Annotated in this window: 23 protein-coding genes and 1 tRNA gene; 1 reads left to right on the top strand and 23 read right to left on the bottom strand. The window is 68.4% G+C overall.

Annotation, left to right across the window (positions count from 1 at the left end; genetic code table 11):
- Position 1 precedes the first annotated feature (1 nt).
- The 9 genes from R2910_03200 to R2910_03160 form a co-directional block, all read right to left on the bottom strand.
- Positions 2–676: a protein-L-isoaspartate(D-aspartate) O-methyltransferase gene (locus tag R2910_03200; GenBank protein MEZ4411977.1), complete on the bottom strand. Its 675-nt coding sequence runs from the start codon at positions 674–676 to the stop codon at positions 2–4.
- On the bottom strand, positions 658–1407 hold the full coding sequence (surE, locus tag R2910_03195; protein ID MEZ4411976.1) for a 5'/3'-nucleotidase SurE: 750 nt from the start codon (positions 1405–1407) through the stop codon (positions 658–660). The genes R2910_03200 and surE overlap by 19 nt, the downstream gene beginning before the upstream one ends.
- Positions 1407–1781, bottom strand: a complete 375-nt coding sequence (locus R2910_03190) for a MerR family transcriptional regulator (protein MEZ4411975.1) — start codon at positions 1779–1781, stop codon at positions 1407–1409. The genes surE and R2910_03190 overlap by 1 nt, the downstream gene beginning before the upstream one ends.
- Positions 1778–2776, bottom strand: a complete 999-nt coding sequence (locus R2910_03185; protein ID MEZ4411974.1) for an NAD(P)H-dependent glycerol-3-phosphate dehydrogenase — start codon at positions 2774–2776, stop codon at positions 1778–1780. Before R2910_03185 ends, R2910_03190 begins: the two co-directional genes overlap by 4 nt.
- Complete coding sequence (gene plsY / locus R2910_03180) at positions 2773–3393, bottom strand: glycerol-3-phosphate 1-O-acyltransferase PlsY (GenBank protein MEZ4411973.1); 621 nt, start codon at positions 3391–3393, stop codon at positions 2773–2775. Before plsY ends, R2910_03185 begins: the two co-directional genes overlap by 4 nt.
- Positions 3390–4715: a ribosome biogenesis GTPase Der gene (gene der, locus R2910_03175; protein ID MEZ4411972.1), complete on the bottom strand. Its 1326-nt coding sequence runs from the start codon at positions 4713–4715 to the stop codon at positions 3390–3392. Before der ends, plsY begins: the two co-directional genes overlap by 4 nt.
- The gene (locus tag R2910_03170; protein MEZ4411971.1) at positions 4712–5989 is read right to left on the bottom strand and encodes a DUF512 domain-containing protein; all 1278 of its coding nucleotides are present in this window, start codon (positions 5987–5989) and stop codon (positions 4712–4714) included. The genes der and R2910_03170 overlap by 4 nt, the downstream gene beginning before the upstream one ends.
- 254 nt (positions 5990–6243) lie before the next feature.
- On the bottom strand, positions 6244–6888 hold the full coding sequence (locus R2910_03165) for a hypothetical protein (GenBank protein MEZ4411970.1): 645 nt from the start codon (positions 6886–6888) through the stop codon (positions 6244–6246).
- A gap of 164 nt (positions 6889–7052) precedes the next feature.
- A complete protein-coding gene (locus R2910_03160) occupies positions 7053–8129 on the bottom strand; it encodes an ATP-grasp domain-containing protein (protein ID MEZ4411969.1) in 1077 nt (358 codons plus the stop codon).
- A gap of 48 nt (positions 8130–8177) precedes the next feature.
- On the opposite strand from R2910_03160, the gene R2910_03155 reads away from it, so the two are divergent.
- On the top strand, positions 8178–9056 hold the full coding sequence (locus R2910_03155; protein ID MEZ4411968.1) for a hypothetical protein: 879 nt from the start codon (positions 8178–8180) through the stop codon (positions 9054–9056).
- A 72-nt stretch (positions 9057–9128) separates the two neighbouring features.
- Here the strand turns inward: R2910_03155 and R2910_03150 are convergent, their stop codons facing one another.
- The 14 genes from R2910_03150 to R2910_03085 all read right to left on the bottom strand — a co-directional run bounded on the left by R2910_03150 (position 9129) and on the right by R2910_03085 (position 25323).
- Entirely contained in the window at positions 9129–10256 is a 1128-nt protein-coding gene (locus tag R2910_03150; GenBank protein ID MEZ4411967.1) for an endonuclease/exonuclease/phosphatase family protein, read from the bottom strand.
- A gap of 253 nt (positions 10257–10509) precedes the next feature.
- Positions 10510–11922 carry an arylsulfotransferase family protein gene (locus R2910_03145; protein MEZ4411966.1) on the bottom strand — a complete coding sequence of 471 codons (1413 nt, stop codon included), beginning with the start codon at positions 11920–11922 and terminating at the stop codon, positions 10510–10512.
- A 12-nt stretch (positions 11923–11934) separates the two neighbouring features.
- The gene (locus tag R2910_03140; protein MEZ4411965.1) at positions 11935–13368 is read right to left on the bottom strand and encodes a hypothetical protein; all 1434 of its coding nucleotides are present in this window, start codon (positions 13366–13368) and stop codon (positions 11935–11937) included.
- Between the two features lie 208 nt (positions 13369–13576).
- Positions 13577–13648 (bottom strand) — tRNA-Gly (locus R2910_03135).
- A 43-nt stretch (positions 13649–13691) separates the two neighbouring features.
- Complete coding sequence (locus tag R2910_03130; GenBank protein ID MEZ4411964.1) at positions 13692–15110, bottom strand: tetratricopeptide repeat protein; 1419 nt, start codon at positions 15108–15110, stop codon at positions 13692–13694.
- A 9-nt stretch (positions 15111–15119) separates the two neighbouring features.
- On the bottom strand, positions 15120–16409 hold the full coding sequence (larC, locus tag R2910_03125; protein ID MEZ4411963.1) for a nickel pincer cofactor biosynthesis protein LarC: 1290 nt from the start codon (positions 16407–16409) through the stop codon (positions 15120–15122).
- Between the two features lie 20 nt (positions 16410–16429).
- Positions 16430–17629: a threonine synthase gene (locus R2910_03120; GenBank protein MEZ4411962.1), complete on the bottom strand. Its 1200-nt coding sequence runs from the start codon at positions 17627–17629 to the stop codon at positions 16430–16432.
- Positions 17626–19449 (bottom strand): excinuclease ABC subunit UvrC, encoded by a 1824-nt coding sequence (gene uvrC / locus R2910_03115; protein MEZ4411961.1) that lies wholly within the window; start codon positions 19447–19449, stop codon positions 17626–17628. The genes R2910_03120 and uvrC overlap by 4 nt, the downstream gene beginning before the upstream one ends.
- Positions 19446–20969 carry a murein biosynthesis integral membrane protein MurJ gene (murJ, locus tag R2910_03110; protein ID MEZ4411960.1) on the bottom strand — a complete coding sequence of 508 codons (1524 nt, stop codon included), beginning with the start codon at positions 20967–20969 and terminating at the stop codon, positions 19446–19448. The genes uvrC and murJ overlap by 4 nt, the downstream gene beginning before the upstream one ends.
- A gap of 29 nt (positions 20970–20998) precedes the next feature.
- A complete protein-coding gene (locus tag R2910_03105) occupies positions 20999–21283 on the bottom strand; it encodes a hypothetical protein (protein MEZ4411959.1) in 285 nt (94 codons plus the stop codon).
- Positions 21284–21293: 10 nt separating this feature from the next.
- Entirely contained in the window at positions 21294–22817 is a 1524-nt protein-coding gene (gene bshC, locus R2910_03100; GenBank protein MEZ4411958.1) for a bacillithiol biosynthesis cysteine-adding enzyme BshC, read from the bottom strand.
- Positions 22817–23449: a methyltransferase domain-containing protein gene (locus R2910_03095; GenBank protein ID MEZ4411957.1), complete on the bottom strand. Its 633-nt coding sequence runs from the start codon at positions 23447–23449 to the stop codon at positions 22817–22819. The genes bshC and R2910_03095 overlap by 1 nt, the downstream gene beginning before the upstream one ends.
- An 86-nt stretch (positions 23450–23535) precedes the next feature.
- The gene (rlmH, locus tag R2910_03090; GenBank protein MEZ4411956.1) at positions 23536–24000 is read right to left on the bottom strand and encodes a 23S rRNA (pseudouridine(1915)-N(3))-methyltransferase RlmH; all 465 of its coding nucleotides are present in this window, start codon (positions 23998–24000) and stop codon (positions 23536–23538) included.
- A gap of 15 nt (positions 24001–24015) precedes the next feature.
- Positions 24016–25323 carry a Glu/Leu/Phe/Val dehydrogenase gene (locus tag R2910_03085; protein ID MEZ4411955.1) on the bottom strand — a complete coding sequence of 436 codons (1308 nt, stop codon included), beginning with the start codon at positions 25321–25323 and terminating at the stop codon, positions 24016–24018.
- Position 25324 lies beyond the last annotated feature (1 nt).

The following is a 25324-nucleotide window of genomic DNA, read 5'->3' as shown; positions in this document are numbered from 1 at the left end:
GTCAGGAGGTGGAGGGACGGAAGCCGAACTCACCGAGGAGGGGCACGAAGCGGACATCGCCGAGGGACGTGGTGACGATCCGGTCACCGTCCTTCCGGAGCAACTGCAGGACCTGGGTATCGCGATCGCCGATCGGGATGACCAGCCGGCCGCCGGGTGCCAGCTGTTCGATCAGCGGGGCCGGGACGGAGGGACTCGCCGCGGCCACCAGGATGGCGTCGTACGGCGCGAAGGGGCGCCAGCCAAGGGTACCGTCGCCGACGAGCACGGTCACGTTCCGGATACCGGCCCCTTCGAGCGCGGCGCGCGCTTCGGAGGCGAGCGACTGGATCCGCTCGATGCTGAACACGGTATCGGCCAGCAATGCCAGGAGCGCCGTCTGGTACCCGGACCCGGTGCCGATCTCGAGCACCTTCTCGCGCCCGGTGAGCTCCAGCACTTCGAGGTAGCGGGCCTGCACCCAGGGCTGCGAAATGGTCTGCCCGCCGCCGATGGGCAGGGCGGAATCCTCGTAGGCGCGGTGCCGCACGCTCGCGGGCACGAAAAGATGGCGCGGCACCTGCGAAATGGCGCGCAGCACGGAGAGGTCGCGGATCCCCTTGGCCTGCAACTCGCTGACCAGGCGCGCGCGATACCCGCCGTAGCTGTCTCCCGCCCCTACAGCGCCAGCCGCCATTCCCTGACCGTTTCCAGCAGTGGGTAGTGCGTGAGGTCCATGTGCAGCGGGGTGACGGAGACATACCCCTCCGCCACCGCGCCGTGATCGGAGTCTTCCCCGCCCGTCCAGGTGATCGTGCCGCCGCCGACCCAGAACATTTCCCGCCCCCACGGGTCCTTCATCCGCGTGAGCGATTCCGAGAAGAACCGGCTGCCGAGCCGCGTGACCATCGTGCCCTTGACCTCCGACGCGGGCACCGCGGGGAGGTTCACGTTGAGCAGCGTGTCCGGCGGAAACGCCGGCACCGCCACCACCTGTTGCACCAGTCGCTTCAGGAGCGGTCCGTACGTGGCGAGCGTCTCGGGGTCGTGCCCGGCGAACGAGATGGCGATCCCGGGAATCCCCAGGGTCACCGCCTCCATCGCCACGGCGACCGTGCCCGAATAGAGCACGTCCTCGCCCATGTTCGGCCCATGATTGACGCCGGAGAAGACGAAGGAGGGCCGCTCGGGCAGGAGGGCGTTCACCGCCAGCAGCACGCAGTCCGTGGGCGTCCCGTCCACCTGGTACGCGCCGTCGGGCCGCAGCGCCGCACGCAGTGGACGATGCAGCGTCAGCGAGTGACTGGTCCCGCTCTGCTCGCGGTCCGGCGCCACCACCGTGACATGCCCGACACTGCGACAGGCGTCCGCAAGCAAGCCGATCCCGGGCGCCAGGATGCCGTCATCGTTGCTGACGAGGATATGCATCACCCGGCGCCTTTGCCGTCGTGACCGCCCTCGAGCACCTTGAGCACTTCCTCGACTTCCTGGCGCAGTTCACGGACCGTCTCCGAGCCCATCGCGCGACGGGCCGTGCCGCGCAACTCCCCGGTGCGACGGTACTGCTCGATCTTCTGGCGCGCCCCCTCGATGGTGTACTTCTCGCTGTAGAGAAGGTGCTTGACCAGCATGATGAGTTCGACTTCGCGGCTCTTGTAGACACGATTGCCGGATCGGTTCTTCGCCGGATTGAGGAAGCGGAACTGGCTTTCCCAATACCGCAGGACGTGCGGCTTGAGATCGGTCAGCGCGCATACTTCGCCAATCGAGAAGAACTCCTGGGTTGGCCGCGGTTGTGTCACCGCCACTGCTCCGCCTTGAGGGTCCGTTCCATCAGGTCGGCCACCGCCTGCCGCGGCTCCTTGCCGTCGAAGAGGATGGCCGCCACCTGCTCCGTGATCGGCAGTTCCACATCATGCCGCGCCGCCAGTGCCACCGCCGAACGGGCGGTGTTCACGCCCTCGGCCACCGTGCGGTGGGTCGCCGTGTATTCCGCCAGGCGTTCGCCCTTGGCCAGCGCCATCCCGAGTGCGCGGTTCCGGCTGAGCCCGCCGGTCGCGGTCAGGATCAGGTCGCCCATCCCTGCGAGGCCGGCGAACGTCATCGACTGGGCGCCCATGGCCAGACCCAGCCGCGTCATTTCCGCGAGCCCGCGCGTGATCAGGGCCGCGCGCGGATTGTTGCCCAGCCCGAGCCCCTCCAGGATCCCCGCCGCGATCGCGATCACGTTCTTCAGCGCGCCGCACAACTCAACGCCGACCAGGTCGTCGTTCGAGTACACCCGGAACCTGGGCGTCGAGAACGTCTCCTGCACCACGGCGGCCACCGCGGGATCCAGCGCGGCCGCCACCACCGCCGTCGGCTGCCCTTCCTGGACCTCGGCGGCGAAGCTCGGGCCGGACAGCGCCACGAAGGGCCGACCCGGGAGAGTCTCCGCGAGCACCTCGTGCGGCAGGAGCAGCCCGGGCGCCTCGATCCCCTTGGTGGCGCTCACCACGATCGCGTCACCCGCCACTCCCGGATGCAACGGGGCGGTGACCGCCCGCACCACGTGGCTCGGCGCGGCGGACAGGATGATCGGCGCGCCCTCCACCGCCTCGAACGGGTCACTGCAGGCAACCAGGCGCGGGTCGAGGGTTCGCCCGGCGAGAAAGAGCGCGTTCTGATGGCGGGTGTTGATGCTCTCCACCACTTCGCCCTCATAGGCCCAGAGCCGGACCGCATGGCCCTTGCGGGCCAGCAGGTCGGCCAGGGTCGTCCCCCAGCTTCCCGCGCCGAGTACGCCGATGCGCGTCATGCCGAACCTGACCCATTCGCATGCCGCCCGAATCGATTCTCCGTCCCGGCCATCAACCGCCGGATGTTGGACCGGTGCATCCAGATGATCACCGCGGCGAGCGCCACATACAGCCAGATGCTCTCGCGGCGCGCGGGATACAGCACCCACACCAGCAGCGGGAAGACCCCGGTCGCGATCACCGAACCGAGCGACACATACCCGGACATCCAGACGATCAGGGCCCAGAGGACGAGACAGATGCCGACCGCCATCGGCGCGAGGCCGAGCACGACGCCGGCGCTGGTCGCCACACCCTTGCCCCCCTTGAAGCCCACGAACACCGAGAAGACGTGCCCCACCACGGCCATCACGCCGCAGACCAGCGGGAACCAGCCCACCACGCTCACCGCCGGTCCGATGATCAGCACCGGGACCGCCCCCTTGGCCACGTCGAAGATCCCGACCGGGATCGCGTACCGCCACCCCATGATGCGATAGACGTTCGTGGCGCCGAGGTTCTTGCTGCCATGCTGGCGCAGGTCGATCCCCTTGAAGAGCCGCCCGGCGATGTAACTCGTCGGAATCGCGCCCAGGAGGTAGGAGGCGATCAGCGCGGCCATCTGCCCGGAGGTCAAGGATTCCGCCCCGAGCGGCGCTTGAACTTCAGGCGCAGCGGCGAACCCTCGAACGACCACGCCTTGCGGAACCCGTTGATGAGGTACCGCTCGTACGACTCCGGGATCGCATCCGGCCGGCTGCAGACGATGGCAAACACCGGCGGCGCCGTGCCGACCTGCGAGGCGTACAGCAGCTTGACCTCCTGCCCCGGCTTCTGCGGCGGATTGGTGTGCTGCACCAATTCTTCGAGCACCCGATTGACCTCGGCCGTGGCGATGCGGCGCTCCCGCGCCTCGGCCACCTCGAGAATCTCCTGCGGCAGCTGGTGCACCCGCTGCCCGGTTTCCGCGGAGAGGTACACGAACTTCACGTACGCGAGGAACGGCGCCTTTGCACGGAGCGCCTCCTCGCCGCGGCGGGCGGTGTTCGCGTCCTTCTCCTTGACCAGGTCCCACTTGTTGACGGCGATGATGAGCCCGCAGCCGCGGTCCCACGCCTCGTTGGCAATCCGGAGATCCTGGGTATGGAGGCCAAGGGAGGCATCGACCACGAGCACACACACCTGCGCCCGCTCGATCGCGCGCTGGGTGCGGAGGGTCGAGTAGAACTCGACGTCCTCGTGGACGCGAGCCTTCTTTCGGAGCCCGGCCGTGTCGATGAGGGTGAACAGTTTCCCGTGCGCCCGGAAGACCGAGTCCACCGCGTCGCGCGTGGTGCCTGCCACCGGCGACACCACCACCCGGTCCTCCCCGAGCAGCCGGTTGATGAGCGAGGACTTGCCGACATTCGGTCGGCCCACCACGGCGACGCTGATGGACTCGTCGAGTTCCCCCTCCTGCTGCTCCGGCAGGCGCTCGACGATCGCATCGAGCAGGTCGCCACTCGCCTTCCCGATCGCGGCGGAGAGCGGGATCGGATCGCCGAGGCCCAGCTTGTAGAACGCCATGTGCGCGGTGGTGTCCGGAAGGTCGTCGAGCTTGTTCACCGCCAGGAGCACCGGCCGCTTGGCGCGGCGCAGGTGCGCGGCGATTTCCGAGTCGACGGGGTTGAGGCCTTCCTTCCCGTCCACCAGGAACACCACCAGGTCCGACTGCTCGACCGCGAGGTCCACCTGCCTTCGGATCGCCTTGTCCATCGAGTCATTGGAGTCCGGCATCAAGCCGCCGGTGTCGATCAGCCAGAAGCGCCGGCCGCCCCAGTCCGCCGTGCCGAAGTGCCGGTCGCGGGTGGTGCCCGCCTGGTCGGAGACGATCGCGCGCCGCCCACCGATGAGCCGGTTAAAGAGGGTGGACTTTCCCACATTGGGGCGCCCCACCACGGCGACGGTCGGCATGTTCATGCGGGCACCGGCGCGGCCAGCGCGTCCGTGAAATGGTGGGAAAAGCGAATCTTGACCGGGACCTGGGCCTGCAAGTCGTGGGCGTCCAGATCGTCCATGAACAGCAGGTCGTCATTGATCGACTCCGCCGGAAGCAGCGCCAGATCGAGGTCGTCCCGATCACGAAGCGCGCTCAGGAAGGCGGCCCCCGGCAGCAGCCCCGCCGTGGTGACCGTCTTCCCGAACAGCGTGTTCTCCAGCACGATCAACTCGAAGGTGGCGCCGGTGGCCTCCGTCAGTGGCGCGAGCACCTGCGGCATCAGCGCCCCCATGGAGGTCCCGGTCAGCACGCCGATGCGCTTGCCGGCCAAGTGGCCCAGCTCCCCTGCCCCCTCCTGGATCCGGGCCTGCAGGTAGCGGACGGAACCGACGCCGTTCTCCACCTGGTCGAAGTCGTCGTACGCCTCGGGACCGGGGAGCGGAAGGCCGGCGCGGAGATACAGCTCGTCCGCGCCAAGGCACCAGGCGATTCCCCGCTCGGCCCGCGCGACCGCCGCGTGCCGCTCCACCAGCCGTACGGCGGCGGCGCACTCGGCCTCGGTCGGCTCCCGCACCAGGTGATGCTTGCTGAATTCCGTGAGTCCGACCGGCACCACGGACACGCTCAGCACCGAGCCCCCGAAGGCGTACAGGTCGTTGAGGGACCGCTCCAGCACCTCCCCGTCGTTGACCCCGGGGGACATCACGATCTGGGTGTGGAACTGGATCCCGTGCCCGGCGAAGCCGCGCAGCTGCTCAAGGATGTCGGGCGCGGTGGGGTTCCGGAGGAGCCACCGCCGCACGGTCGGATCGGTCGCGTGGACCGAGACGTACAGCGGCGAGAGTCGGTACTCGATGATCCGGTCGACATCGCGCTGTTTCAGGTTGGTCAGCGTGGCAAAATTGCCGTACCGGAAGGAGAGCCGGTAGTCGTCGTCGCGGATGTAGAGGGTGTCGCGCAGTCCGGTGGGGAGGCCATCCACGAAGCAGAAGTCGCAGCGGTTCGCGCAGCGCCGGATCCGGGGAGGCTCGAGCCCCAGCCCCATCGGCAGCCCTTCGGGCCGCTCGATATCAAACTCGATTTCCTGGCCGTCCGGCTGGCGGACAAGCAGTGTGAACGCGTCCTCGGCGGTCAGGAATTCCCAGTCGAGAAAATCCTCCAAGCTGCGGCCGTTGACGGAAAGCAGTTCCGTCCCGACCGCCAGCCCGAGTTCCTCACCCAGTGATTCGGGCTGCACTGCGTTTACGCGAATCATCCACCTGTCCTGATGTCAGAGCAGTCGAGCCCATAGAGGCACCGGCCAAAGATGCGTGGATCGTGTTATAATATCAAGGGTTAGGGGTTCACACCTCAAGTAATGGTTGCGACGCTCGTCCTGTTCTCCACATCCGCGGTCGTTGCGGTCCGGGGGAGGACCGCCACAGGGCAGGAATGACAGAGCCCCGCCCGGGACGTACCCGAGCGGGGCTCTGCTGAGATCATGGGCGGCGCAGCCGCCCACGGCCCTGCTTACATGCCGTTCGCCGTCGCGGCCGAATCGGTGGCCACCACGTTGATGACCAGGTCGCCGGTGCTCGGGGAGATCATCGCCTCGCCGGCCTCGGTCACGTTGCCATTGGCGTCGAACCGCTCGCCCCAGAGGACGGGCTCGGCAGCGCCGCACTCGGTGGCGTCGAGGTAGGTGGCGGTCCAGCCGGAACCGACCGGGGCGCCGGCGGCATTGCCGGTCGCGAAGAGCGCGGTCAGGGTGTTGGCCTGGACGGTGCCACCGTCGGCGCAGACCTCATCGTCGTCGACGGCAATGTAGAGAATCTTGACCTCGTCATCCCACAGGAAGGTGCCGTCTTCCATGGTGCCGTCGCCGTCCACGTCAATCTGGGCGACCCACGAGGAGTCGCCGGCATCGCCGGCCTGGGCGGTGCTCTCGCTCAGCGGGCCGCTGGAGATGCTATTGGCCATCGTGGCGGAGCTCGGGGCGGCCGGCGCGGTGGCCATGGCCGTCGTCGCCGCGCTCGGCGGGCTTGAGACGGTCGGGCCTGCGGCGGGCGCCGGGGCAGCCGCTTCCGGCATGGCCTCGGGAGCCTTTTCCTTCGAGCATCCGGCCAGCGCCACGAGCGCCACGGCCGCAAACAGCGTTCCCTTCATGCTACGCATATCCTGCTCCTTCGATGGGTGAGTTATGGATCTCGATGGCGACGTTAATCGTCGCCGCCTGCTTCATCGACACTCTGGGCCACCTGCCACTGGGATCGCCCTGCGTCCCGCCTTGGAACGAATCCCCGCAATATACACAGAAAAGGCCGAGCGTGAAGTGAGGGTCAGCCCACGGGCGGCGGCTCGGGAGTGCGGGCCATCGCCATCTCCACGATCTTCCGCAGGGTTTTCGAGAACGAATAGCCCGCCACCTCGGCCGAGTGCATGAACGACACCCCCTCGGTGAGGTCCGGATTGGGGTTCACCTCGAGCACGTAGACGTGGTTGTCCGCCGAGACCCGGAGGTCCAGCCTGGCGTAGTCCCGGCACCCGGACACGCGGTACGCCCGCAGCGCCACATCCTCGATCTTCTTCGCGAGCCGCTTGCTCATGTCGGCGGGACAATGCGCCGCCACGCGGTGGAACACTTCGGCCAGCGGGTCCCACTTGGCCGCGTAACTGATCACCGACGGCTGATCGTCGGGCAGCTCGGAAAAGTCATACTCCAGGGGAGGAAGCACCTCTCCCGGATCATTCCCAAGCACGCCGACATGGAACTCCCGTCCCTCGATGAACTCCTCGACCAGGATCGGCGGGTCGAACTCGTCGAAGACCCGTTCCAGCTGGGCAAGCAGTTCCGCCCGGTCGTACACCACGCTCTTCTCGTCCACACCGGCGCTGGCGTCCTCACGGGCCGGCTTGATGATGAGCGGGTAGTGCAGCCCGTGCCGCACCGCGATCTTGGGCTTGTTCAACTGGAGAAACTTGGGGGTCGGGACGCCGTTGGCCAGGAGCAGCTGCTTCATCAGCCCCTTGCGGCGGCAGTTGGCGAGGGCAATCGGCGGCGCGCCGGTGTACGGGATCCGGTAGAGGTCGAGGAACCCGGCGATGGCCGGTTCGAGGTCGGCGTCGTCGTGGAACCCCTCCACGAGGTTGAACACCGCGTCAGGCGGATTGCGCCGCACCAGCCGCTCCAGCTGCTTGATATCCTCGGCCAGGTTCACTTCCCGGGCCTGGAAACCGGCCTCCTTGAGCCCGTCCATGATGGCGGCATATTCCTCGGCGACCGTCGACACGGCAATGTCGTATTCCGGCTTGAAGCCGAGCGTCTCGGGGTCGACGTCGCGGAGCTTCTCGTACCCCTCGTCGCTGACGCTGTTATACAGCACCACCACCGAGCCTCGCTGCCGGGCTGTAGCCATCACTCCCCCGTTCTGCTTACCTTTGCGGAACTCCGAACCGGACGCTCCATGGGAATATACCCACAACCGAACATCTGGCAGTGCGGGCCCTTCGCCCTGAAACATGCCCTCGCCATGTTCGGCGTGCTCAAGGACGAGAAGGACATCAGCAAGCTTGCCGGCAGCCACTGGTGGAATGGCACCGACGAGCTCCAGCTCGGCCGGGCCGCCAAGAAGTTCGGCGTCGACATCCTGATGATCCGGCGCCACGACGAGGCCCACGCCAAGTCGGAATTGGTGAAGTACCTCCGTCGGGGGATCCCCGTCCTCCTCTGCGTGGATGAGTGGAGTCACTGGCTGACGGCCGTGAACGTCGAGCACGGGAAGTTCATCCTGCTCGACAGCCGCGAAAAAAAGGTCGTGACCATCGCCAGTTGGACGACCCTGAAGCGGATGTGGGTTTACCACGAGGACGATGAGCTGGACGACACGGCCGTCCACACCTTCTACGACCTCCACCCCGTGGTCCCGCGGGATCGCCGCCGGTCGAAGGCGCAGTTCTCCCTCGCCCGCGCCCGCGCCCTGCGCCGGGACTCCAACCGACAGCTCGCCGAATTGTGGGACGTCTACCTCGGCGACCTCCTCGTGCTCTGCCGCAGCCGGACTCCCCTCAGCCGGAAGGTCTTCTCGCTCGGCGAGTTCCTCCGCCGGCACGAAGACATGATCGTCGAACAGGTGGACTACTGGCACGGCAACATCGACACGAAGGCCGCCCGGCAGGTGCTCGACAACATGCATTTCGTCGCCGACACCTACGGCCTCGTCATCCATGCCGAGCAGGAAAAGCGGACCATCGCCGGGATCACCTCGATCCTCACGCTCTGGGCCGCCGCACGCCACGGCGTCTCCCCCGTGTACGGGCCGCGCGCCAAGCCCCGGCGGCGCTGACCACTCCGCAGGACAGGCACGAGCCCCCGGCGCCACTCGGCGCCGGGGGCTCGTGTCGTCTTGCTGTGCAGCTCAGATGGACCGGCCCCCGCGTGGCAGCATGATGGTGGCGATCACCCCCGCGTGATCGGACGGCCAGATCAGGTCGCCTGCACCGTTCAGGAGGCGGTCGGAGGGCACGTCGCCGAACAGGCGGATCTGCCCGAGCAGCGAGTGCCACCCGCGAAGATCCCCCAGTCCACGGGTCCAGACGTAGTCGATCCGTTCGCTGAAGATTGGCCGCGGATTGGAGAGGTCGGCGAGCTGGCAGCAGCTGTACCCGCGCACGCCGGGGCGCAGCGCATGCCACACATCCGTGAAGCCGGCGTCGAGCATCACCTGGTAGGCGGGTGAGCCGGGCCGGGCGTTGAAGTCGCCCATGACGATGGCCGGCACGGCGTCGCCAAGCGAAGCCGCCATTTCCCCCACCTGCGCGGCATGAAGCTGCAGGAGCAGCTCGTCCGGCCCGGTGCCCTCGGTGTGCGTGCTGGCAAAGGTGTAGGTCACCCCGTCGATGACGGCGGTCATCTCGACCCAGCCGCGCTGCAGGTCCACGCCCGGTGCCACCTCACCCAGGTTGGCGCTGAAGGTGTGGCCGGCGGTCGTGACGACCTCCACCCGGCTCGGATCCACGAGCATGACGTCGGCGTCCGTCAGGCTGATGCCCGGCGCCGGCGAGGCGGTGAAGTTGTCGAGCCGCACGGCCACGACATAGTCCAGCCCCTGGGCCGCGAGCGCGTCCAGGAGGAGCTGCTGGAAGTCGAGGTGGACGCTGACCCCGAGGGGTGGGATGTCGATGCCGATGGTCGAGACCTCTTGCAGCCCGACCACCAGGGGGTGGGCGCGTCCGATCTCCCGGGCGATCGCCACGGCCCGCGCCGGGAAGTCGGTCCGCTCCAGCGTGGCCACGGCATCCAGCAGGGCCGGAATGTCGTCGTCGGGGTCGGGCGTCGCGAGGGCCGTGATGACGGCGTCGACATCGGCGCCCACATACAGGTTTTGTGTCATCACGGTCACATCCGCCGAACCGCCGGCCGCGCCCATCGTCTCCGACAGGATGTTTCCACCGGTCACGCCCGGAGCCGTCGGCGCCGGGGCGTCTGAGCAGGCCTGGCCCAGCACGAGGGCCAGCACGGCCAGGAACTTCAATGCGGATTTCATGGGGTCCTCCTGGTTGGGAATGACTCCGCAGGCCGGCGAGCGGCAGCACGGAGCCGACTACAATCTCGGCTGCCACTGTAGGGAAAGGGTGAGGAAGGCGTGAAGCATCCCTGCCTCCCTCGGACGTCGACTTCTCCCCGGATGGCCCCGCCAACCTTGCGCCCCCTCGTCAAGCCGCCGTCAAGCAACCGTCCCGAATGCGACAACCCCCACCGAACCGGAGGGGTCGGCAGGGGTCGTGCATCGCCCGTCCCTACCGCGAGCCGGCGAACTCGAGGCTGTAGAGCGAACGAATCCGCTGCGCCCGGAAGACGTAGCCTGGATTGCCGTGGATTTCCCAGACGACGTTTCCGCCGGTGTCGTACTCCTGGACCCGGTTCCCATTCCCGTACGCGACCAGGATGTGCCCACCCGGCAGTGTCTGGGTGGATCCACCAAGCAGCGAACTTGCGGGGGGCGCCGAGAAGTAGTCGGCGGTCCACGCCACGGTGCGGGACGCCTCGTCAATCCTGTAGCGCCGGGCGTGGGTATTGCCCGGGAGGCCCCGGTTGTCGAGCAGCTGCAGCACTCCTGCCCCAGGCATCCGGACGCCGTGCTGACCGACAAAAGTCGGCACGCCGCCGAGCGCCGTGAACTGGTTCGCCTGGCCGCCGAGTCGCCAGAGCACCGCGCCAGTCCGGAGGTCGATCTTGGTGATCTCGTTCAGGCTGCGGAAGGACACCAGCAGGTTGCCATCAGGTGTAAAATCGATTGCGTTGCCATGCGTCCAGTTCACCGTCGCGCCCGTCCGGCTCGCCAGGTCGACGTCGGTGATGGCAAAGTGGTCAAACGCGGTCCACGAGAAGAGGGCATCCCCGCTCGCGTCGACGTGCTGCACCGCGGTCCCTGTCACCTCCGCGTCTGGCTGCCCCCCAAACATGGTCAGGTCCATGACACGGGTGTCATCGCACATCAACCAGTACGATCCGTCGGCCTCGGCGACCAGCTCATGGAACCGGGACTTGAGCCCTGCGCTGCACCCCATCCTGCGGGTCTCGTTGCCCAGCAGGTCGAGCTCCACCCACGGCGCGGCGTCACCGGGGTCCGGGTAGGTGGGACTCGTCGCATACCGCCCCGTTGCCACGACCTGGAAATTGAGCGTCGGTCCCCAGTCGAGGTGCCGATACCACACCACCCGACCGGTGTTGTCGATCACCACGCCGTAGGGATAGGCGCCGAAGACCACGTAGCCGGGGGTGGGATCGCTGCCCCCCGCCGAGTAGGTCGGCAAGTCCAAGGGCAACGCGTCTGTCGTGAGCACAAGGGTGTCGCTGGCGGTCACCCCGCCAGCGCCATAGGCGAGGACCTCCAACTGATACGCCGTGGCCGGCAGCAGGCCGAGGACGGCGAGCTCGACGCCGTCCGACGACGCCGTCGTGCTTGGCGTCACGCTCTCGAGACCCTCCCCCGTTGGCCCATAGAGGACCACCACGCTGTCCGCGTCGCGAACCGATGCGGTGACGACCGCGCTGAGGACGTTGTGCGGCCCCGGCGTGACGACCACGCTCTCCACCACCGGCGGCGAGGGTGAGGCTACCACCGACTCATCGGCGCAGCCCGCCAGCACGCCGGCAGCCATGGCGAGGAGCAGGCCAAGAGGGAGCCGCGCTCGGGCGACGGGGAGCATCTTGGACTTCGCCTACTGACAGGAGACCGTGTAAGCAAGATCTGTCGTCACTCCGAGCGCAACGTTCACGAGCACGTTGTTCGGACTGGTGACAACACAGTTCAGCGGAACCTGATCCAGGGTTACGAAGTGAGACCCGACCGGCAGGCCGATCGAGACCGTCCCGTTGGAGGGGATGTTCGCCGAGTAGCGGTAGGAGGAGTAGTAGTAGTAGTAGTAGTCGGGGTCGACGCCGACCAAGTACGCCGCCGGTGCATTGATCCCAGTCGTCACGACAGTCACCCTCAGGATTGGCAGGGGCGTGCACGTCACCGTGAAGGCGACATCCACTGTCGACCCGGCCGGGAGGGTGACAGGCACCTGGGTCGGGCTCGTGACAACGCAATTCGCTGGAAGGTAAGCGAGCGCCACCACGTGCTCTCCGGCCTCCACCACGACCGAGTCCGTTCCGTTCGACGGGACAGACAGCGTATACGCGGGATAGCTGTACCAGCCCCCATCGTCATCCACGAAGGCCAAGAATCTCCCAGGGATGTCGGAGCCGGTTGTCGACACCGTGACCCGGAGGGTCGGGCTCGGGAGGCACGCCACCGCAAAGGCAACATCAGTGGTATCACCAATGGATACCGTCACGGTGACGGGGTTGGGACCGCTCACGGCACAGTTGGGAGCGATATCCGTGAGCAAGACTGCGTAGCTCCCTGGAGATCGCTGATTCACCTGGATGCTCCCGTTCGCAAGCACGGCGCGTGGCGCCCCACCATTGAGGGTCACCGAGTACAGGGCATCCGGTTCGGGACCCGTCGTGACGGCGGACACCCGGATCGACCCGGTCGTGGCCGTGCACGCCACATCGATCGGCGCTGAGACCACTTCCGATACCGACCCACCCACCGGGACGCTCACCTCCAGCGGGTTGGATACGAGCGCACTGCAATTGGGCGCCAACCCGCTGAGGCTGAGCGTGTGGATCCCCCCGGAGAGTCCGGAGAATCGAGTCACCCCATTTGTCGGGATCGGGCGGGGCGTGCCGCCATCGAGGCTGACACGATATCCATCCAGATCGGGATCGGAGCCGGTCGTCGTCACCCGCATATCGATCGCACCGCTCGTGGCCGTACATGTCACGGCAAAGGTGACCACGGTGGTTTCGGAAGGATTGATGGCAAACGACCTGCTCGCTTCGCCTTCCGGCGTGCAGTTCGAGGCGAGCCCGCCCAGAGCGATGGTATGGTGCCCGGATGCGAGACCAGACACGACCGACCCGGACCCAGAAACACCGACAGGTGCTCCCCCGTCGATGGCAACCGTGAAGGCGCCGGCGTGTCCGTCGGGTCCGGTCACCGCCAGGTCGATCTCGACCCCGCCGGTCTCGACTGCCAAGGGGTCGTTGCATGCCCCCGCGGCGGGGAGCAGCAGGAGAAGGGCCAGGAGGGAGCGTCGCATGAGGGCACCTCATGGTGGAGTGATTCCCCAGCCCGGAAGGAATGGGCTCTTCCACATAGACGCGCAGAGTCACGGCAGACCGGGCCACCCATCATGAGGGGCTGGCGGTACAGCGGAGTCTGTTGGGGGGCGACGGGGCTGATCCAGCCACGCAAAACGCCGCCCGATTGGGCGGCGTTTTGTTGTGCTTTGTCAAGCACTTACGGAGAGCGGGCGACCGGGCTCGAACCGGCGACGTCCAGCTTGGGAAGCTGGCATTCTACCACTGAATTACGCCCGCGACCCCCTGAAAATCACCCGAAGCCGGGTGCCTGTCAATTGACCTACTTCTTGGCGTGGTACCGCCACCCCACGATGCCGCTGCCCAGCCCCTCCGCCTCCACCACCGACGTCTCCCCCACGCCGAGGGCCGGGACGATCCGCTCGCTGGTGGCCACCACGTTCATCTGCGCATCGAGGAACTCGAACACCAGGGTGACCGGGTGCGGCGCAATCGGCTTCGTGTCGATCTGCTTGGCCGCCCGACCCGTCGCCGTACCGACCACCTTGGCGCCGCCGGACTGCAGCAACAGCTGCTCGATGTCCAGGTTGAACGGCATCGCCTCGAGCTCGGTGAAGTACTTCACGATCATCTTCTGGTCCTTCTCGAGCTGATAGCCCTGGGCCAGCAGCTGCACGCTCTTCTCGTTCATCGGCTCGATGGCGTAGAGTGCCGACGCCGCCTTCACGACGCCCGGGCCGTCCTGCGCGCCCAGGAACGAATTCCCCATGTTGAACAGGGCATCCCGGTTCCACGGCTGGCGCTTGACCACCCGGCCGAAGGTCTCGGCGGCCTCGGTGTAGTTCTTGTCGTTGAAGAAATTCACGCCGGCCACCATCAGGTCGGCAACCGGAACGTCCGCTCCGGACCCGCTGATCAGGTCCCGCTCGATCTCCGCCGCCGCGTCGGGCTGACCGTCGGCCCGCAGGGCGCGCGCGTACGCCTTCTTGCCGTCGATGTCATCCGGCTTCCACGCGAGATACTGCTGCCACGCCGGCACGGCTTCCTTCCAGCGGCCTTCGTTGCTGAGCAGCGCCGACAGGTTGTACTGCGCCATGTCCCGCGCCTCGGCATCCTTCGGTTTGTCCCCCGACGCCGCCACGGCCTTCCGGAAGTAGGCGATTGAGCTGTCCGCCTGCCCCTCGGCATTGAACAGCACGGCGAGGCCGGTGTAGGCGTTCGGCTCACCCTGGTAGATCTCGTTGGCCTGGCGGAAGAGGACCTCGGCCGAATCCTTGTTCTCGTCCTTCATGAAGGTATTCCCGGCATTCAACAGCGCCACCCAGGTATTGCGCCGGAGCAGCTGGATGTTGTCGGCGCACGCGGGAGCGAGCGACTGCGCCCGCGCCAACGCGGTGTCGGCGCCCTGGAGGTCGCCGAGTTGCAGGTAGGCCCGCCCGAGGTAGTACCACGCCCCGCTCGCACCGGCCTGGCCCTTCTCGATCCCCTCGATCGCCACGTTGCGGGCGTTCGTGAAGAGGCGCTCCTTCTTCTCGCTGTCGCTCGTGGAGAGACCGCTGCTGAGGTACGTCGCGGAGCTGCTGATCAGGAAGTTGCCCTTGTCGAGGCCGCAATCCGGCACCGACCACTGCGTGGGCTGCGCCCGCTGCACGCGGAGATTGACCTGCGGCTCCGGCGTCTGGGCCACCAGGTTGCCCGCCGAGACCGCGACGGCCGCCAATGCTACGAGGACCTTCTGCATCGTTGCTCCTTAGTTGTCTGTCAAGGGCGACGCCACTTCGCGCGCCATCCGATCTACAGCCTGTTGTTCCACTTCCCGCACCACGTCCGCCGCCGATCGTCCGGCCTCCCGGGCGGCCACGATGACGTCATCGTACTCGGCCTTCACCCGCGCCCCGCCTGGCGCGTCGAGCACCTTGACGCGGACCGCGGCACCGTCCCGCGTCGTGACCGCAAATTCGCGGCGCGGCAGCGTGGTGCGGTCGGCCACCCATCGCCGGACCCCACCCGTGGTGGTGTGCCGGAAGAGTACCTCCGCGATGGCTCCAGCCACGGCCGCCTCGCTGAGCACTTCGATCCGAAGACTGGCCCGACCCTTCTTGGCCATGGTGCTCCAGACCTGCACATCCAGGGCGCCCTCGGCAAACAGCGCCACCCGAACCGGCTCGAGGTACTCCGGCGTAAAGTCGTCCAGGTCGGTCGCCGTGACCACGACCTCGTTCGCTTCCCCAGCCGGCTCACCGATCAACACCCGGAGCACGTTCGGATACGCGGCGGGATTTCGACCCCCCGCCCCCCACCCGCTCGCCGTCGGGCGCCACCGGGCCGGCGGCGGGCCCTCGCTCAGCACCCGGAGGAGCACGGCGCCGGTGGGCGTCGTCGCCTCGCCGGTGACTGGGCCGTTGGGGCCGATCTCGATCCCCTCGAGCAGGAGCCCCGTCACCGGGGCCGGCACCGAGAGCACCCCGTGGGTGGCGCGGACCCAGCCCTCTCCCACCGAGACTGGGCGGCGGTATATCCGCGTGATCCCCAACTGCTCGAACCCCTCGATACCCCCCACGATGTCCACGAGCGCGTCCAAGGCCCCAACCTCATGCAGGGCGACCTCGGTGGCAGCGACTCCATGAATGCGCCCCTCCGCCTCACCCAGGAGCCGGAACGCCCGGAGCGCGCGATCCTTCACCCAGCCCGACAACGGGGCCCGCTCGATCAGCTCGAGCAGTTCGCCGACATGTCGGTGTGGCACCTGCCCGTGGGCCTCGCCATGGTGATGCGAATGAGCACCGTGCCCGTGGGCGTGCACAACGGGCGTCGCCGGCGCTTCCACGGAACCATCGGGCAGCCGGATGGTGACGTGCCGAGCCTCGATTCCGGCCCGATCCACCCGCGCAATCTCCACTCGCACGTCGGGACAGCCGAGCCGGGCTGGCAATCCCTGAAGCCATCCCTCGTCCGCTCCCAGGTCGATCAGCGCCCCCAGGAGCATGTCGCCGCTGATTCCGGACGACGGATCAAGGATGGCAAAACGGCTGTCAGGCATAGACTTGGAAATATCGCCCCTCAGCCCTCTCCCCGCAATTCCGCCGGGTTTCGGTACAGCCATCCCGCCCCGGTGTTGAACACCACCACCGTCTCGCCCCGATCCACCTCCCCACGACCCACCAGTTCTTCGACCGCCGCGAGGGCCGCCCCGCCCTCTGGGGAGACATCGACACCTTCCTCCCGGGACACGGTCGCGGCCGCCTCCGCCAGGACGGCGTCGTCGATGGCCAGAGCCCCGCCACCCGTCTCCCGCAGCGCCCGCAACATCAGCCGGTCCCCCAGGGCCCCCGGGACGCGCAAGCCGCTGGCGATCGTCCAAGGATCGGCCCACACCTCCGCACGATCGGCCCCTTCCGCAAACGCCTTGACGATCGGGGCACAGCCAGTCGACTGGACAGAATAGAACCGCGGCAGCTCGCCTTCCACCCAGCCATGCTCCTTCAACTCGTGGAAGGCCTTCCACATCCCGATCAGCCCGGTCCCGCCACCTGTCGGGTACAGGATGACATCGGGCATCTTCCAGGCCATCTGCAGGGCCAGTTCCAGTCCCAGGGTCTTTTTGCCCTCGATCCGGTAGGGCTCCCGCAGGGTGGACAGGTCAAACGCCCCAGATTCCGCGGCCCAGGCCCGGCTTGCCTTGCCGCAATCGCCGATGTGTCCCTTCAGCAGGACGAGTGTCCCGCCAAATGTCTCGATCTGGGAGAGGATGGTGCGCGGCGTTGTATCGGGCGCAAAGACCCGCACTTCGGCGCCCGCGCGTGCGCTGTAGGCCGATGCGGCCACGCCGGCGTTGCCTGCGGTGGGGAGCGTGAAGCGGCGCGCGCCGGCCGCGGTGGCCCTGGTGATCGCCGCGCTCAGCCCGCGGGCCTTGAACGACCCGGTGGGATTGGCACCTTCGTCCTTGAGCCACAGGTTCGGCACGCCGATTCGTGCCGCGGTGCGGTGCAGGCGAAGGAGTGGCGTGTCCCCTTCCCCGAGCGACACCGGCTCCTCGAACGGGCGCAGCGGCAGGAAGTCGCGAAACCGCCACATGCCGTGGCGCCGCCTGACTTCCGCCCGCTGCTTGATGCCCGGCCGCCGGTGCGGGTAGCGCACCAGCCAGGGCTGCCCGCAGATGCAGACCGTCGGCAACCCCTCCGCCGTACTGGTGGCTCCGCACGCAAGGCATTCCAGCGTCCAGTCGATCCCTTCGGAAGGGCGCGCCAGCGAATCAGTCATGTTCGTGTTCCCAGGGTCGTGAGGACCCGTTCCGCGAGGATGGTGGAGAAGCCGGGCACCGCCGCGATCTCGGCGACGCTCGCCGTCTTGACGGCGGCCAGGCTCCCGAATCGTTCCAGCAGCCGAGTCCGTTTGAGCGGCCCGACGCCGGGAATATCGAGCAGCTCCGACGTGATGGTGCGCTGGGTGCGGCGCTTCCGGCTGTACGCCACGCCGAACCGGTGCGCCTCGTCGCGCGCCCGCTGCAGGAGGCGGAGCGACGGCGCGCGACGGGGGAGCCGCAGTCCGTCCGGGCGGCCGACGAAGAAGACTTCCTCTTCGCGCTTGGCGAGTGACACGATCGGCAGTTCGGGAAAGCCTGCGGCGTCCGCGGCCGCGCGGGCCGCACCGAGTTGTCCCTTCCCGCCATCGATCACGACAAGGTCGGGGAGCGGCTTCCCCTCCTCGCGGCGCCGCGTGAGATACCGGGTCATGACCTCGTGAATGGCGGCGTAGTCATCCTGCTGCCCCACGCCCTGGATGCGGAACTTGCGATACTCCGCCTTCTTGGGACGGCCGGCCTCGAACCAGACGAGGGAGCCGACCGTGTCGCGGCCCTGGTTGGTGGAAATGTCCACGCAGATCAGGCTGCGCGGCACCACGCTCAGCCCCAGGTCGCGCCCCAGCGCATACACCGGATCCTCCGCCCGCTCGTCGGTTTCGAAGGACTCGATGCGGAGGCTCTCGAGAAGGTGCCGCGCATTCTGGTCGGCGAGGTCCAGCCACCGCGCCGCGGTCCCCCGCTGCGGCACCAGGATGTGCACACCGGGGAGGAGGGTTTCCAGTTGTTCGAGGTCGGCCGGCAACAGCGGGAGCACCAGCCGTGTCGCCCGTCCCTCCGCCGGGAGATAGTAGCGCACGAGCAGCGCGCCGAGCACCTCGGGATCGCGCACGCCCTCGACATTCTCGAGCACCCGGTGCTCCCGCCCGATCAACCGCCCCTCGCGAATCCGCATCAGGACGCCGACCGCGTCGTCGCCGTCGCGCGCGTAGCCGATGACGTCGGCATCACCGGTCCCCGTCATCTCCACCGAGGAAGGAATCTCCGCGCGATCGAGCCACTTCAGCGTGTCTCGGAGGTCGCGGGCGCGTTCGTAGTCCTGCCGGTCGCTGGCGGCGCCCATGAGGTCGCGCACCTTGGAGCGCACGTCCACCGTGCGGCCGCCGAGGAAGTCGAGCACTTCCTCGATCATCGCACGATAGGACGCCTCGTCCTGCCACCCGACGCAGGGCGCGCGGCACCGTCCGATGTGGTAGTCGAGACAGGGACGCTCCCGCCGTTCCCTGGGCAGGTCGTCGCTGCAGCTGCGCACCGTGAACATCCGGCGGATCAGGGCGAGCGACCGCCGCATGAGCGTCACGTCGGTGTACGGCCCGAAATAGCGCGCGCCCGGAATGTCCATTCGCCGGGTCACCAGCACCCGGGGAAAGGGATCCTTCACGGTGACCGCAATGGAGGGATAGCTCTTGTCGTCCTTGAGGCGGACGTTGAAGCGCGGCTGATACGTCTTGATGAGGTTGTTCTCGAGGAGCAGCGACTGCACCTCGTCCGGGACGACGATCGTCTCGACGTCCGCGATCTGCCGGACCAGCAGCCGGGACTTCGGGCTTTCCGCATGGTCCCCGAGGAAGTAGCTCCGCACCCGGCTGCGCAGCCGCTTGGCCTTCCCGACATAAATGACGGCGCCCGCGGCGTCCTTCCACAGGTAGACGCCGGGACCGTCGGGCAGGGTGTCGAGCTTGCGCGCGAGCAGGTCGGACGGGGTGAGCGGTTCCGTCATCGCCGCACCAGCAGGTTGCGCGCCTCCTGCACGCCGAGGAGGCGCGCGGCCAGCAGATAGGTCACCCCGTACCCGCCGAGCACCACGACCGCGAGCGGCACCGGGTGCCAGTCGGGGAGGTACCGGAGCGCCGCCCACCCGATCGCGGCTCCCGCGGCGGCGGCGGACCAGAGCCGTGGGAGCAGGCCGGCCGGGAGGCCGGTGGGTCCCACGCGGCGCTGCAGGCCGCGTCGCAGCAGGAGGAACTCGACCCACCCTGCCACCCCCGCGGAGGCGGTCAGGCCGGCAGCGCCCCACTGGGGCCCGACCACGAGGAGTCCCGGAAGGTGGAGCGCCGCAAACCACCCGAACGCGCCGGTGAGCGCCACCCGGATAACCGCGAAGCGCAGCGGTGTGCGCGTATCCCGAAGGGCGTAGAAGGCGGAGGCGTAGAGACGCCCCATGGTCGAGGCGAGCAATCCCACGGCCGAGCCGGCCAGGATGCCCCAGACATACAGCGAATCCTGGCGTCCGAATTCACCGGTCTGGTAGAGCGCGCTCACGATCACGTGCCCGAGCGCCAGAAACGCCATCGCCGAGGGGACCACCAGGAACGCGACGCGCCGGAGACCGGCGTCGAGTCGCGCGCGAAGATAGGCCCCGATCTCCTCTGCAGTCCCCCGGGCGCCGGACATGGCGGGGAGTTCGGCGGCTGAGATGGCCATCCCGAAGAGACTCACCGGCATCAGGTAGATGGTCTGCGCATACCCGATGGCGGCCACGGCGCCGGTCGGCAGGAGGGTGGCGAGCAGTGAGTCGATGAACGCGCTCACCTGCACGACGCCGCGCCCGACGAATGCCGGGACAAAATTGCCGATCACGGTCCGCACGTGGGCCGTCGTCGTGGTCAGCCGCAGGCGAAGCGCGGGCGCCACCCGCCGCACCGTCGGCCACTGGACCAGGACCTGGAGGAGGCTGCCGGCCACGCTGGCCCACGCGGCGGCCACGGCCAGCTCGGCCATGCTCCGCTTCGGGCCGAGCACGAGCAGGGTGCCGATAATGGCGAGGTTCCAGGCGACCGGGGCGGCGTAGCTGAGAAAGAACTTCCGGTGACTGTTGAGAATGCCGAGGCACCAGGCGGAGAGCACCAGGAGGCCGGCGCCGGGGAAGAGGATGCGCACGAGCTGGATGGTCAGGTCGCGCTTCTCGCCGGCAAACCCGGGCGCGATGAGGGTGACCAGGACCGGCGCGGTGAGGATGCCCAGCACCACGATGCCTGCGACGACGACGGCGAGCAGTGCGCCGACCGCCCCCGCGACGCGGTCCGCCTCGTCGTGATCCTTGTCGGCGAGCAATCCCGCGTAGACGGGAATGAACGACGCCGAGAGGGCGCCTTCGCCAAAGAGGTTCTGGAGGAGATTGGGAATCCGGAAGGCCGCCGTGAAGGCGTCCGCCACGCTGGAGTTGCCGAGGAAGTGCGCCAGGGCGCGCTGCCGCACCAACCCGAGGATCCTGCTCAGGAAGATCCCCGCGGCCACCATCGCCGCGGGCCGGCGGGACAGCCTGGTGCTCAGGGGGAACTGCGCGGCGGCAAGGCGGGCCGCGCCGGGGCGTCCTCGATCAACCGCTGCAGGAAGGCGTTCTCGTCCTTCAGCCCCTCGACCGCCCGGGTCAGGTCATCGATTTCGCTCTCGAGCAGCTCCACCCGCTTGGCCAGATCGGCCACCGGCGGCGGGGCCACCTCAGGCGCATCGACCTTGCGCGCGAGCGCGCGCCCGAAGGGCGAGTCGAGCACGATGCTCAGGATCGGGAGCATCAGCGCCACCAGCAGGACCAACCCGATGAGCATTACCATAGCAACGATCTTACGAGGGAGGGGCCCCGCCTTCAAGGGCGGAGCCATACCAGTCAACCATCGCGTCGAGGAGTGAGGGCAGGATTCCGGGCCCGTACCGGGCCAGGTAGGGCGCCACGATCACCACCCGCTCCTGCGGACGGCCTGCGGGCTGGACCGCGGTGCGGGCCCGCCCGATCTGTTCCGTCTCCGTCTCGTGTCGTCTCTTGAGGTGCTGGACCAGTTTCTTCTCGGCTTTCGCCGCCCCCTGCAGCGCACGACCCTTCAACCCCTGGATCGGGCGGAGGAGGGTCGGATCCACCTCTCCAGCGACCGATTCGAGCACCCCGTATTCGGACTCGATGCCGGCGCGAAGTGCCTCGAGCGCAGCCATGGCCTGTGGCGGGAGATGCTCCCGCGCCACCCGGCTCTCGAGCCGCTGGTCGGGCGCCAGCAGCTCCTCGAGCGACGCGTCAAACTTGGCGAGGACACGGTCCACCCTTGGCTCCACCAGCAGTCCCGACCACCGGGGCACGGGGAGCTGGCGTTCCACTCCCAGATGGGCGTACACCGCCTCGGCGAGCGCCAAGTAGCGGAGTTCTCCCGGCCCCGCCACGTAGGCCACGGTGGGCAGCACCGCCCGCTCGATGACCGGGCGGAGCAGCACATTCCCGGAGAACCGGGCCGGCGCTCGTGCCAGCAGGTCGAGCACGTCGGCCCTGGCGTACCGCTCCCCGCCATGCCGCGCCGCGACACCCTCCCCGTCCCTGACGAGACGGTCCCGCCCCTCGGCGCCTTCCAGCATCACGAGCGTGGCACCGTCGCCGACTGACACGCCGGGGTCACGCCCTTCCGCCACCAGGGCGGTCGCCCGCGCCACGAGCGCCCGCTCGATCCCTTCCGCCTCCTCCAGCGCGCGACGCACCACAGGCGCGGCCTTGGCCTTCAACGCCGGGTGCGCACCATCCAGGCAGAGCACGCCGAGGGGAGCGAGCAGCTCCGCGAGGGCGCGACCGCTGGCGTCGCCCAGCGTGGCGCCGGGATGGAAGTGCGTGCGCAACCAGTGGAGCACCTCGTCGCGCCCGTCGAAGGCGGCGAGGTCGGCGGCGAGGGCGTCGAGCGCCGGCCCGATGCCCCGACCGAGCGGCTCCTGCGACATCGGGCGGAGCGCCGCCTCCGCCGGTCGATCCGGCAGGGTCTCAACGTGAAGCGAACCGTCGGGGCGGAGCCAGGCCGCGTGGTTTGCTTCGGCAAAGTCGTGGTCGTCGCTGGCCACCCAGAAGAGCGGCAGCACCGGCCGCTTCCACGCCGCGGAGAGGAGGCGCGCCAGCGCCGCGGCGGAGAGCGCCTTGTGCACGGCGTAGAGCGGGCCGGTGAAGAGCGCGGGCTGCTGACCGGTCGTGACCACAAGCGCACCCGGCTCCGCGAGCCTGGCGCGCAGCGGCTCCTGTCCGGGTCCCTCGATCAGGGCGGGAAGCAGCGACGGGTCGAAGCCTCCCGAGTGCGGGACCGGCCAGGCCTCTGGTTTCGCGAAGGGGGTGGGCAGGATACGCATCAGGCGATCAGTCGGGAGAGCAGGATGGTGCGCGGGGCGCCCGGGCCGAGGGGCCCGCCGTGGTAGTCGCCGAAGCGGGACTCGACGGACAGACCGGCGTCCCCGAGCATGGCCTCGAGCTCCTCGGGCTGGAACAGCCGCACGCGCTCGACGAACGTCCGGCCGTCGGGAATGTGCATTGTCTTCACCACGCGCCGGCCCCCGTCCCGGAGTTCACGTCGGATCCGCACCGGACCCACGCCGAGTTGCTGGACCTCCTCGGTGACCAGCCCGCTGCGCACACTGTCGGCGTTCAGGAAGTCGAGCGCAAACCAGCCGCCGGGCGCCAGCACCTCCGCGAAGCCGTGGAGCACCCGCGCGTGCTCGGCGTCGTCCTCGAAGTACCCGAAGCTGGTAAAGAGGTTCACCACCAGATCGACCGAGCGGGGTCGGACAGGAAGGTGGCGCATGTCGGCACGCACCAGCGGGACGCCGGTGCCCTTGGCGCATGCGAGGAGGTCCGCCGAAAGGTCGAGCCCCACTGGCCGGGCACCGGCCGCCACCAGGGCGCGTGCATGGCGACCTGCGCCGCACCCGACATCCAGCACCCGCCACCCCGTGCGCCAGGGCAGCGCCCGCGTCAACAGCCCCACGGCGCGTTCGGCCTCGGCCTGATCGCGATGCGGGTAGAGCGCGAGGTAGTCCTCGTTGAACCAGTCCTCAAACCACTCGGCCAGCGCTACCTCCCCTTGTGGTACGGTTCGCCACGGAGAATCGTGCCGGCGCGATAGAGCTGCTCGACGACGACCACACGCGCCAGTTCGTGCGGCAGGGTCAGCGCCCCCAGGCTCCAGCGGGCGTCGGCCCCGGCCACGAGGTCCGGGTCAAGCCCCGTGGAACCGCCAATCAGGAACGCCAGCGGCCGCCCTTCGGTTTCCCACTGGCCGACGCGGCGCGCCAGGTCGGCGCTGGTCCACTGGGTTCCCTCCCTGGCGAGGACGATCACCCTGGCCCGCGGCGGGAGCTTTGCCCGGAGCCGCCCGGCCTCTTCCGCCTGCTGAACGGCCCGGGTTGGAGCCCGGGCCGCTTCGCGCACTTCCACCTCATGCACCTTCGCGCGCCGTCCGAGGCGGCGGAGGTAATCGTCACAGGCCTCCCGGAAGGCGGGCCGCAGCTTGCCCACCGCAACCAGCCAGAGCTCCACTGCGCCCCGCCCTGCTCAGGCGTACATGCCGCGGAGGCGGTGCACCGCCGCGACCCGCTCGATGGAGAGCATGTAGGCCGCAATGCGCATGTTGACGGCATGCTTGTCAGCCATGGTCGCCACTTCGTCGAACGCCGTCCCCATGATCCGCTCGAGGCGGCGGTTGACGGTCTCCTCGTCCCAGAAATACCCGCTGCGGTCCTGCACCCACTCGAAATAGCTGACCGTGACGCCACCGGCGTTGGCCAGGATATCGGGGATGACGAAGATCCCCTTCTGTTCGAGGATGGCATCGGCCTTGGCGGTCGTCGGGCCATTGGCCCCTTCACAGATGATCTTGGCCTGGATGCCCGCCGCGTTCTTGCTGGTGATCACGTTTTCCATCGCCGCGGGCAGGAGGACATCGCAGGTGCAGGCGAGCAATTGCTCGTTGCTGACGGCCTCCCCGTTCGGGAAGCCGGCGAGCACCTTGTGCTCCTTGACCCACGCAAGCAGCTCCGAGACGTTGAAGCCCTTCGCATTGTACAGCCCGCCGGACTTGTCGCTCACCGCGACGATGACCGCGCCCTCCTTGGCCAACAGGTCCGCGGCCACCGAGCCGACGTTGCCGAATCCCTGCACCGCGATGCGCGCGCCCTTGACCGGCATGCCGTGGCGCTTAAGCGCCTCCAGCGTCACGATCATGCAGCCCCGGCCCGTCGCTTCGCGGCGCCCGAGCGAGCCGCCCATCTCCACCGGCTTCCCGGTGACCACGGACGTGACGGTATGGCGCTTGTGCATGGAGTAGGTGTCCATGATCCACGCCATGACCCGCTCGTTGGTGTTGACGTCGGGCGCCGGCACGTCGCTGTCCGGGCCGAGCGTGTCGATGATGGCGGAGGTATAGCGCCGCGTCAGCCGCTCGAGCTCGCCCATCGACATGGTGCCGGGGTCGCAGATCACGCCGCCCTTGGCGCCGCCGAAGGGGATGTTGACCACCGCGCACTTCCAGGTCATCCACGCCGCCAGCGCCGTCACCTCGTCCAGCGTGACGTTCATGTCGAAGCGAATGCCGCCCTTGGCGGGGCCGCGCGACGTGTTGTAGAGGACCCGGTAGCCCGTGTAGACCTCGACGTCGCCGCCGTCCCGCTGGACGGGGATCGAGACCGTGATCTGCTTCTCCGGGTTGCGCAGGACCTTGTAGAGGCCGGCGTCGAGGCTCAGCCGCTTGGCGGCGTAGTCGAAGCGCGACATCATCGCTTCGAAGGGGTTTTCTTCGCTAAGGAAAGTGTCCTTGTCGGGACGGACGACGTCCTGGCCGGTACGCACGTTCACGCTGGTCATA

The organism is Gemmatimonadales bacterium, assembly GCA_041390145.1.
Classification (GTDB): Bacteria; Gemmatimonadota; Gemmatimonadetes; order Gemmatimonadales; family GWC2-71-9; genus SPDF01.
The sequence above is the reverse complement of the archived record's forward strand: the minus strand, read 5'-3'. Positions and strand labels throughout refer to the sequence as shown.

Coding starts and splice junctions, on each gene's coding strand:
- R2910_03200 (MEZ4411977.1), bottom strand. CDS start 676: ATGGCGGCTGGCGCTGTAGGGGCGGGAGACAGCTACGGCGGGTATCGC.
- surE (MEZ4411976.1), bottom strand. CDS start 1,407: ATGCATATCCTCGTCAGCAACGATGACGGCATCCTGGCGCCCGGGATC.
- R2910_03185 (MEZ4411974.1), bottom strand. CDS start 2,776: ATGACGCGCATCGGCGTACTCGGCGCGGGAAGCTGGGGGACGACCCTG.
- der (MEZ4411972.1), bottom strand. CDS start 4,715: ATGAACATGCCGACCGTCGCCGTGGTGGGGCGCCCCAATGTGGGAAAG.
- R2910_03170 (MEZ4411971.1), bottom strand. CDS start 5,989: ATGATTCGCGTAAACGCAGTGCAGCCCGAATCACTGGGTGAGGAACTC.
- R2910_03165 (MEZ4411970.1), bottom strand. CDS start 6,888: ATGCGTAGCATGAAGGGAACGCTGTTTGCGGCCGTGGCGCTCGTGGCG.
- R2910_03160 (MEZ4411969.1), bottom strand. CDS start 8,129: ATGGCTACAGCCCGGCAGCGAGGCTCGGTGGTGGTGCTGTATAACAGC.
- R2910_03155 (MEZ4411968.1), top strand. CDS start 8,178: ATGGGAATATACCCACAACCGAACATCTGGCAGTGCGGGCCCTTCGCC.
- R2910_03150 (MEZ4411967.1), bottom strand. CDS start 10,256: ATGAAATCCGCATTGAAGTTCCTGGCCGTGCTGGCCCTCGTGCTGGGC.
- R2910_03145 (MEZ4411966.1), bottom strand. CDS start 11,922: ATGCTCCCCGTCGCCCGAGCGCGGCTCCCTCTTGGCCTGCTCCTCGCC.
- R2910_03140 (MEZ4411965.1), bottom strand. CDS start 13,368: ATGCGACGCTCCCTCCTGGCCCTTCTCCTGCTGCTCCCCGCCGCGGGG.
- R2910_03130 (MEZ4411964.1), bottom strand. CDS start 15,110: ATGCAGAAGGTCCTCGTAGCATTGGCGGCCGTCGCGGTCTCGGCGGGC.
- larC (MEZ4411963.1), bottom strand. CDS start 16,409: ATGCCTGACAGCCGTTTTGCCATCCTTGATCCGTCGTCCGGAATCAGC.
- R2910_03120 (MEZ4411962.1), bottom strand. CDS start 17,629: ATGACTGATTCGCTGGCGCGCCCTTCCGAAGGGATCGACTGGACGCTG.
- uvrC (MEZ4411961.1), bottom strand. CDS start 19,449: ATGACGGAACCGCTCACCCCGTCCGACCTGCTCGCGCGCAAGCTCGAC.
- murJ (MEZ4411960.1), bottom strand. CDS start 20,969: ATGGTGGCCGCGGGGATCTTCCTGAGCAGGATCCTCGGGTTGGTGCGG.
- R2910_03105 (MEZ4411959.1), bottom strand. CDS start 21,283: ATGGTAATGCTCATCGGGTTGGTCCTGCTGGTGGCGCTGATGCTCCCG.
- bshC (MEZ4411958.1), bottom strand. CDS start 22,817: ATGCGTATCCTGCCCACCCCCTTCGCGAAACCAGAGGCCTGGCCGGTC.
- R2910_03085 (MEZ4411955.1), bottom strand. CDS start 25,323: ATGACCAGCGTGAACGTGCGTACCGGCCAGGACGTCGTCCGTCCCGAC.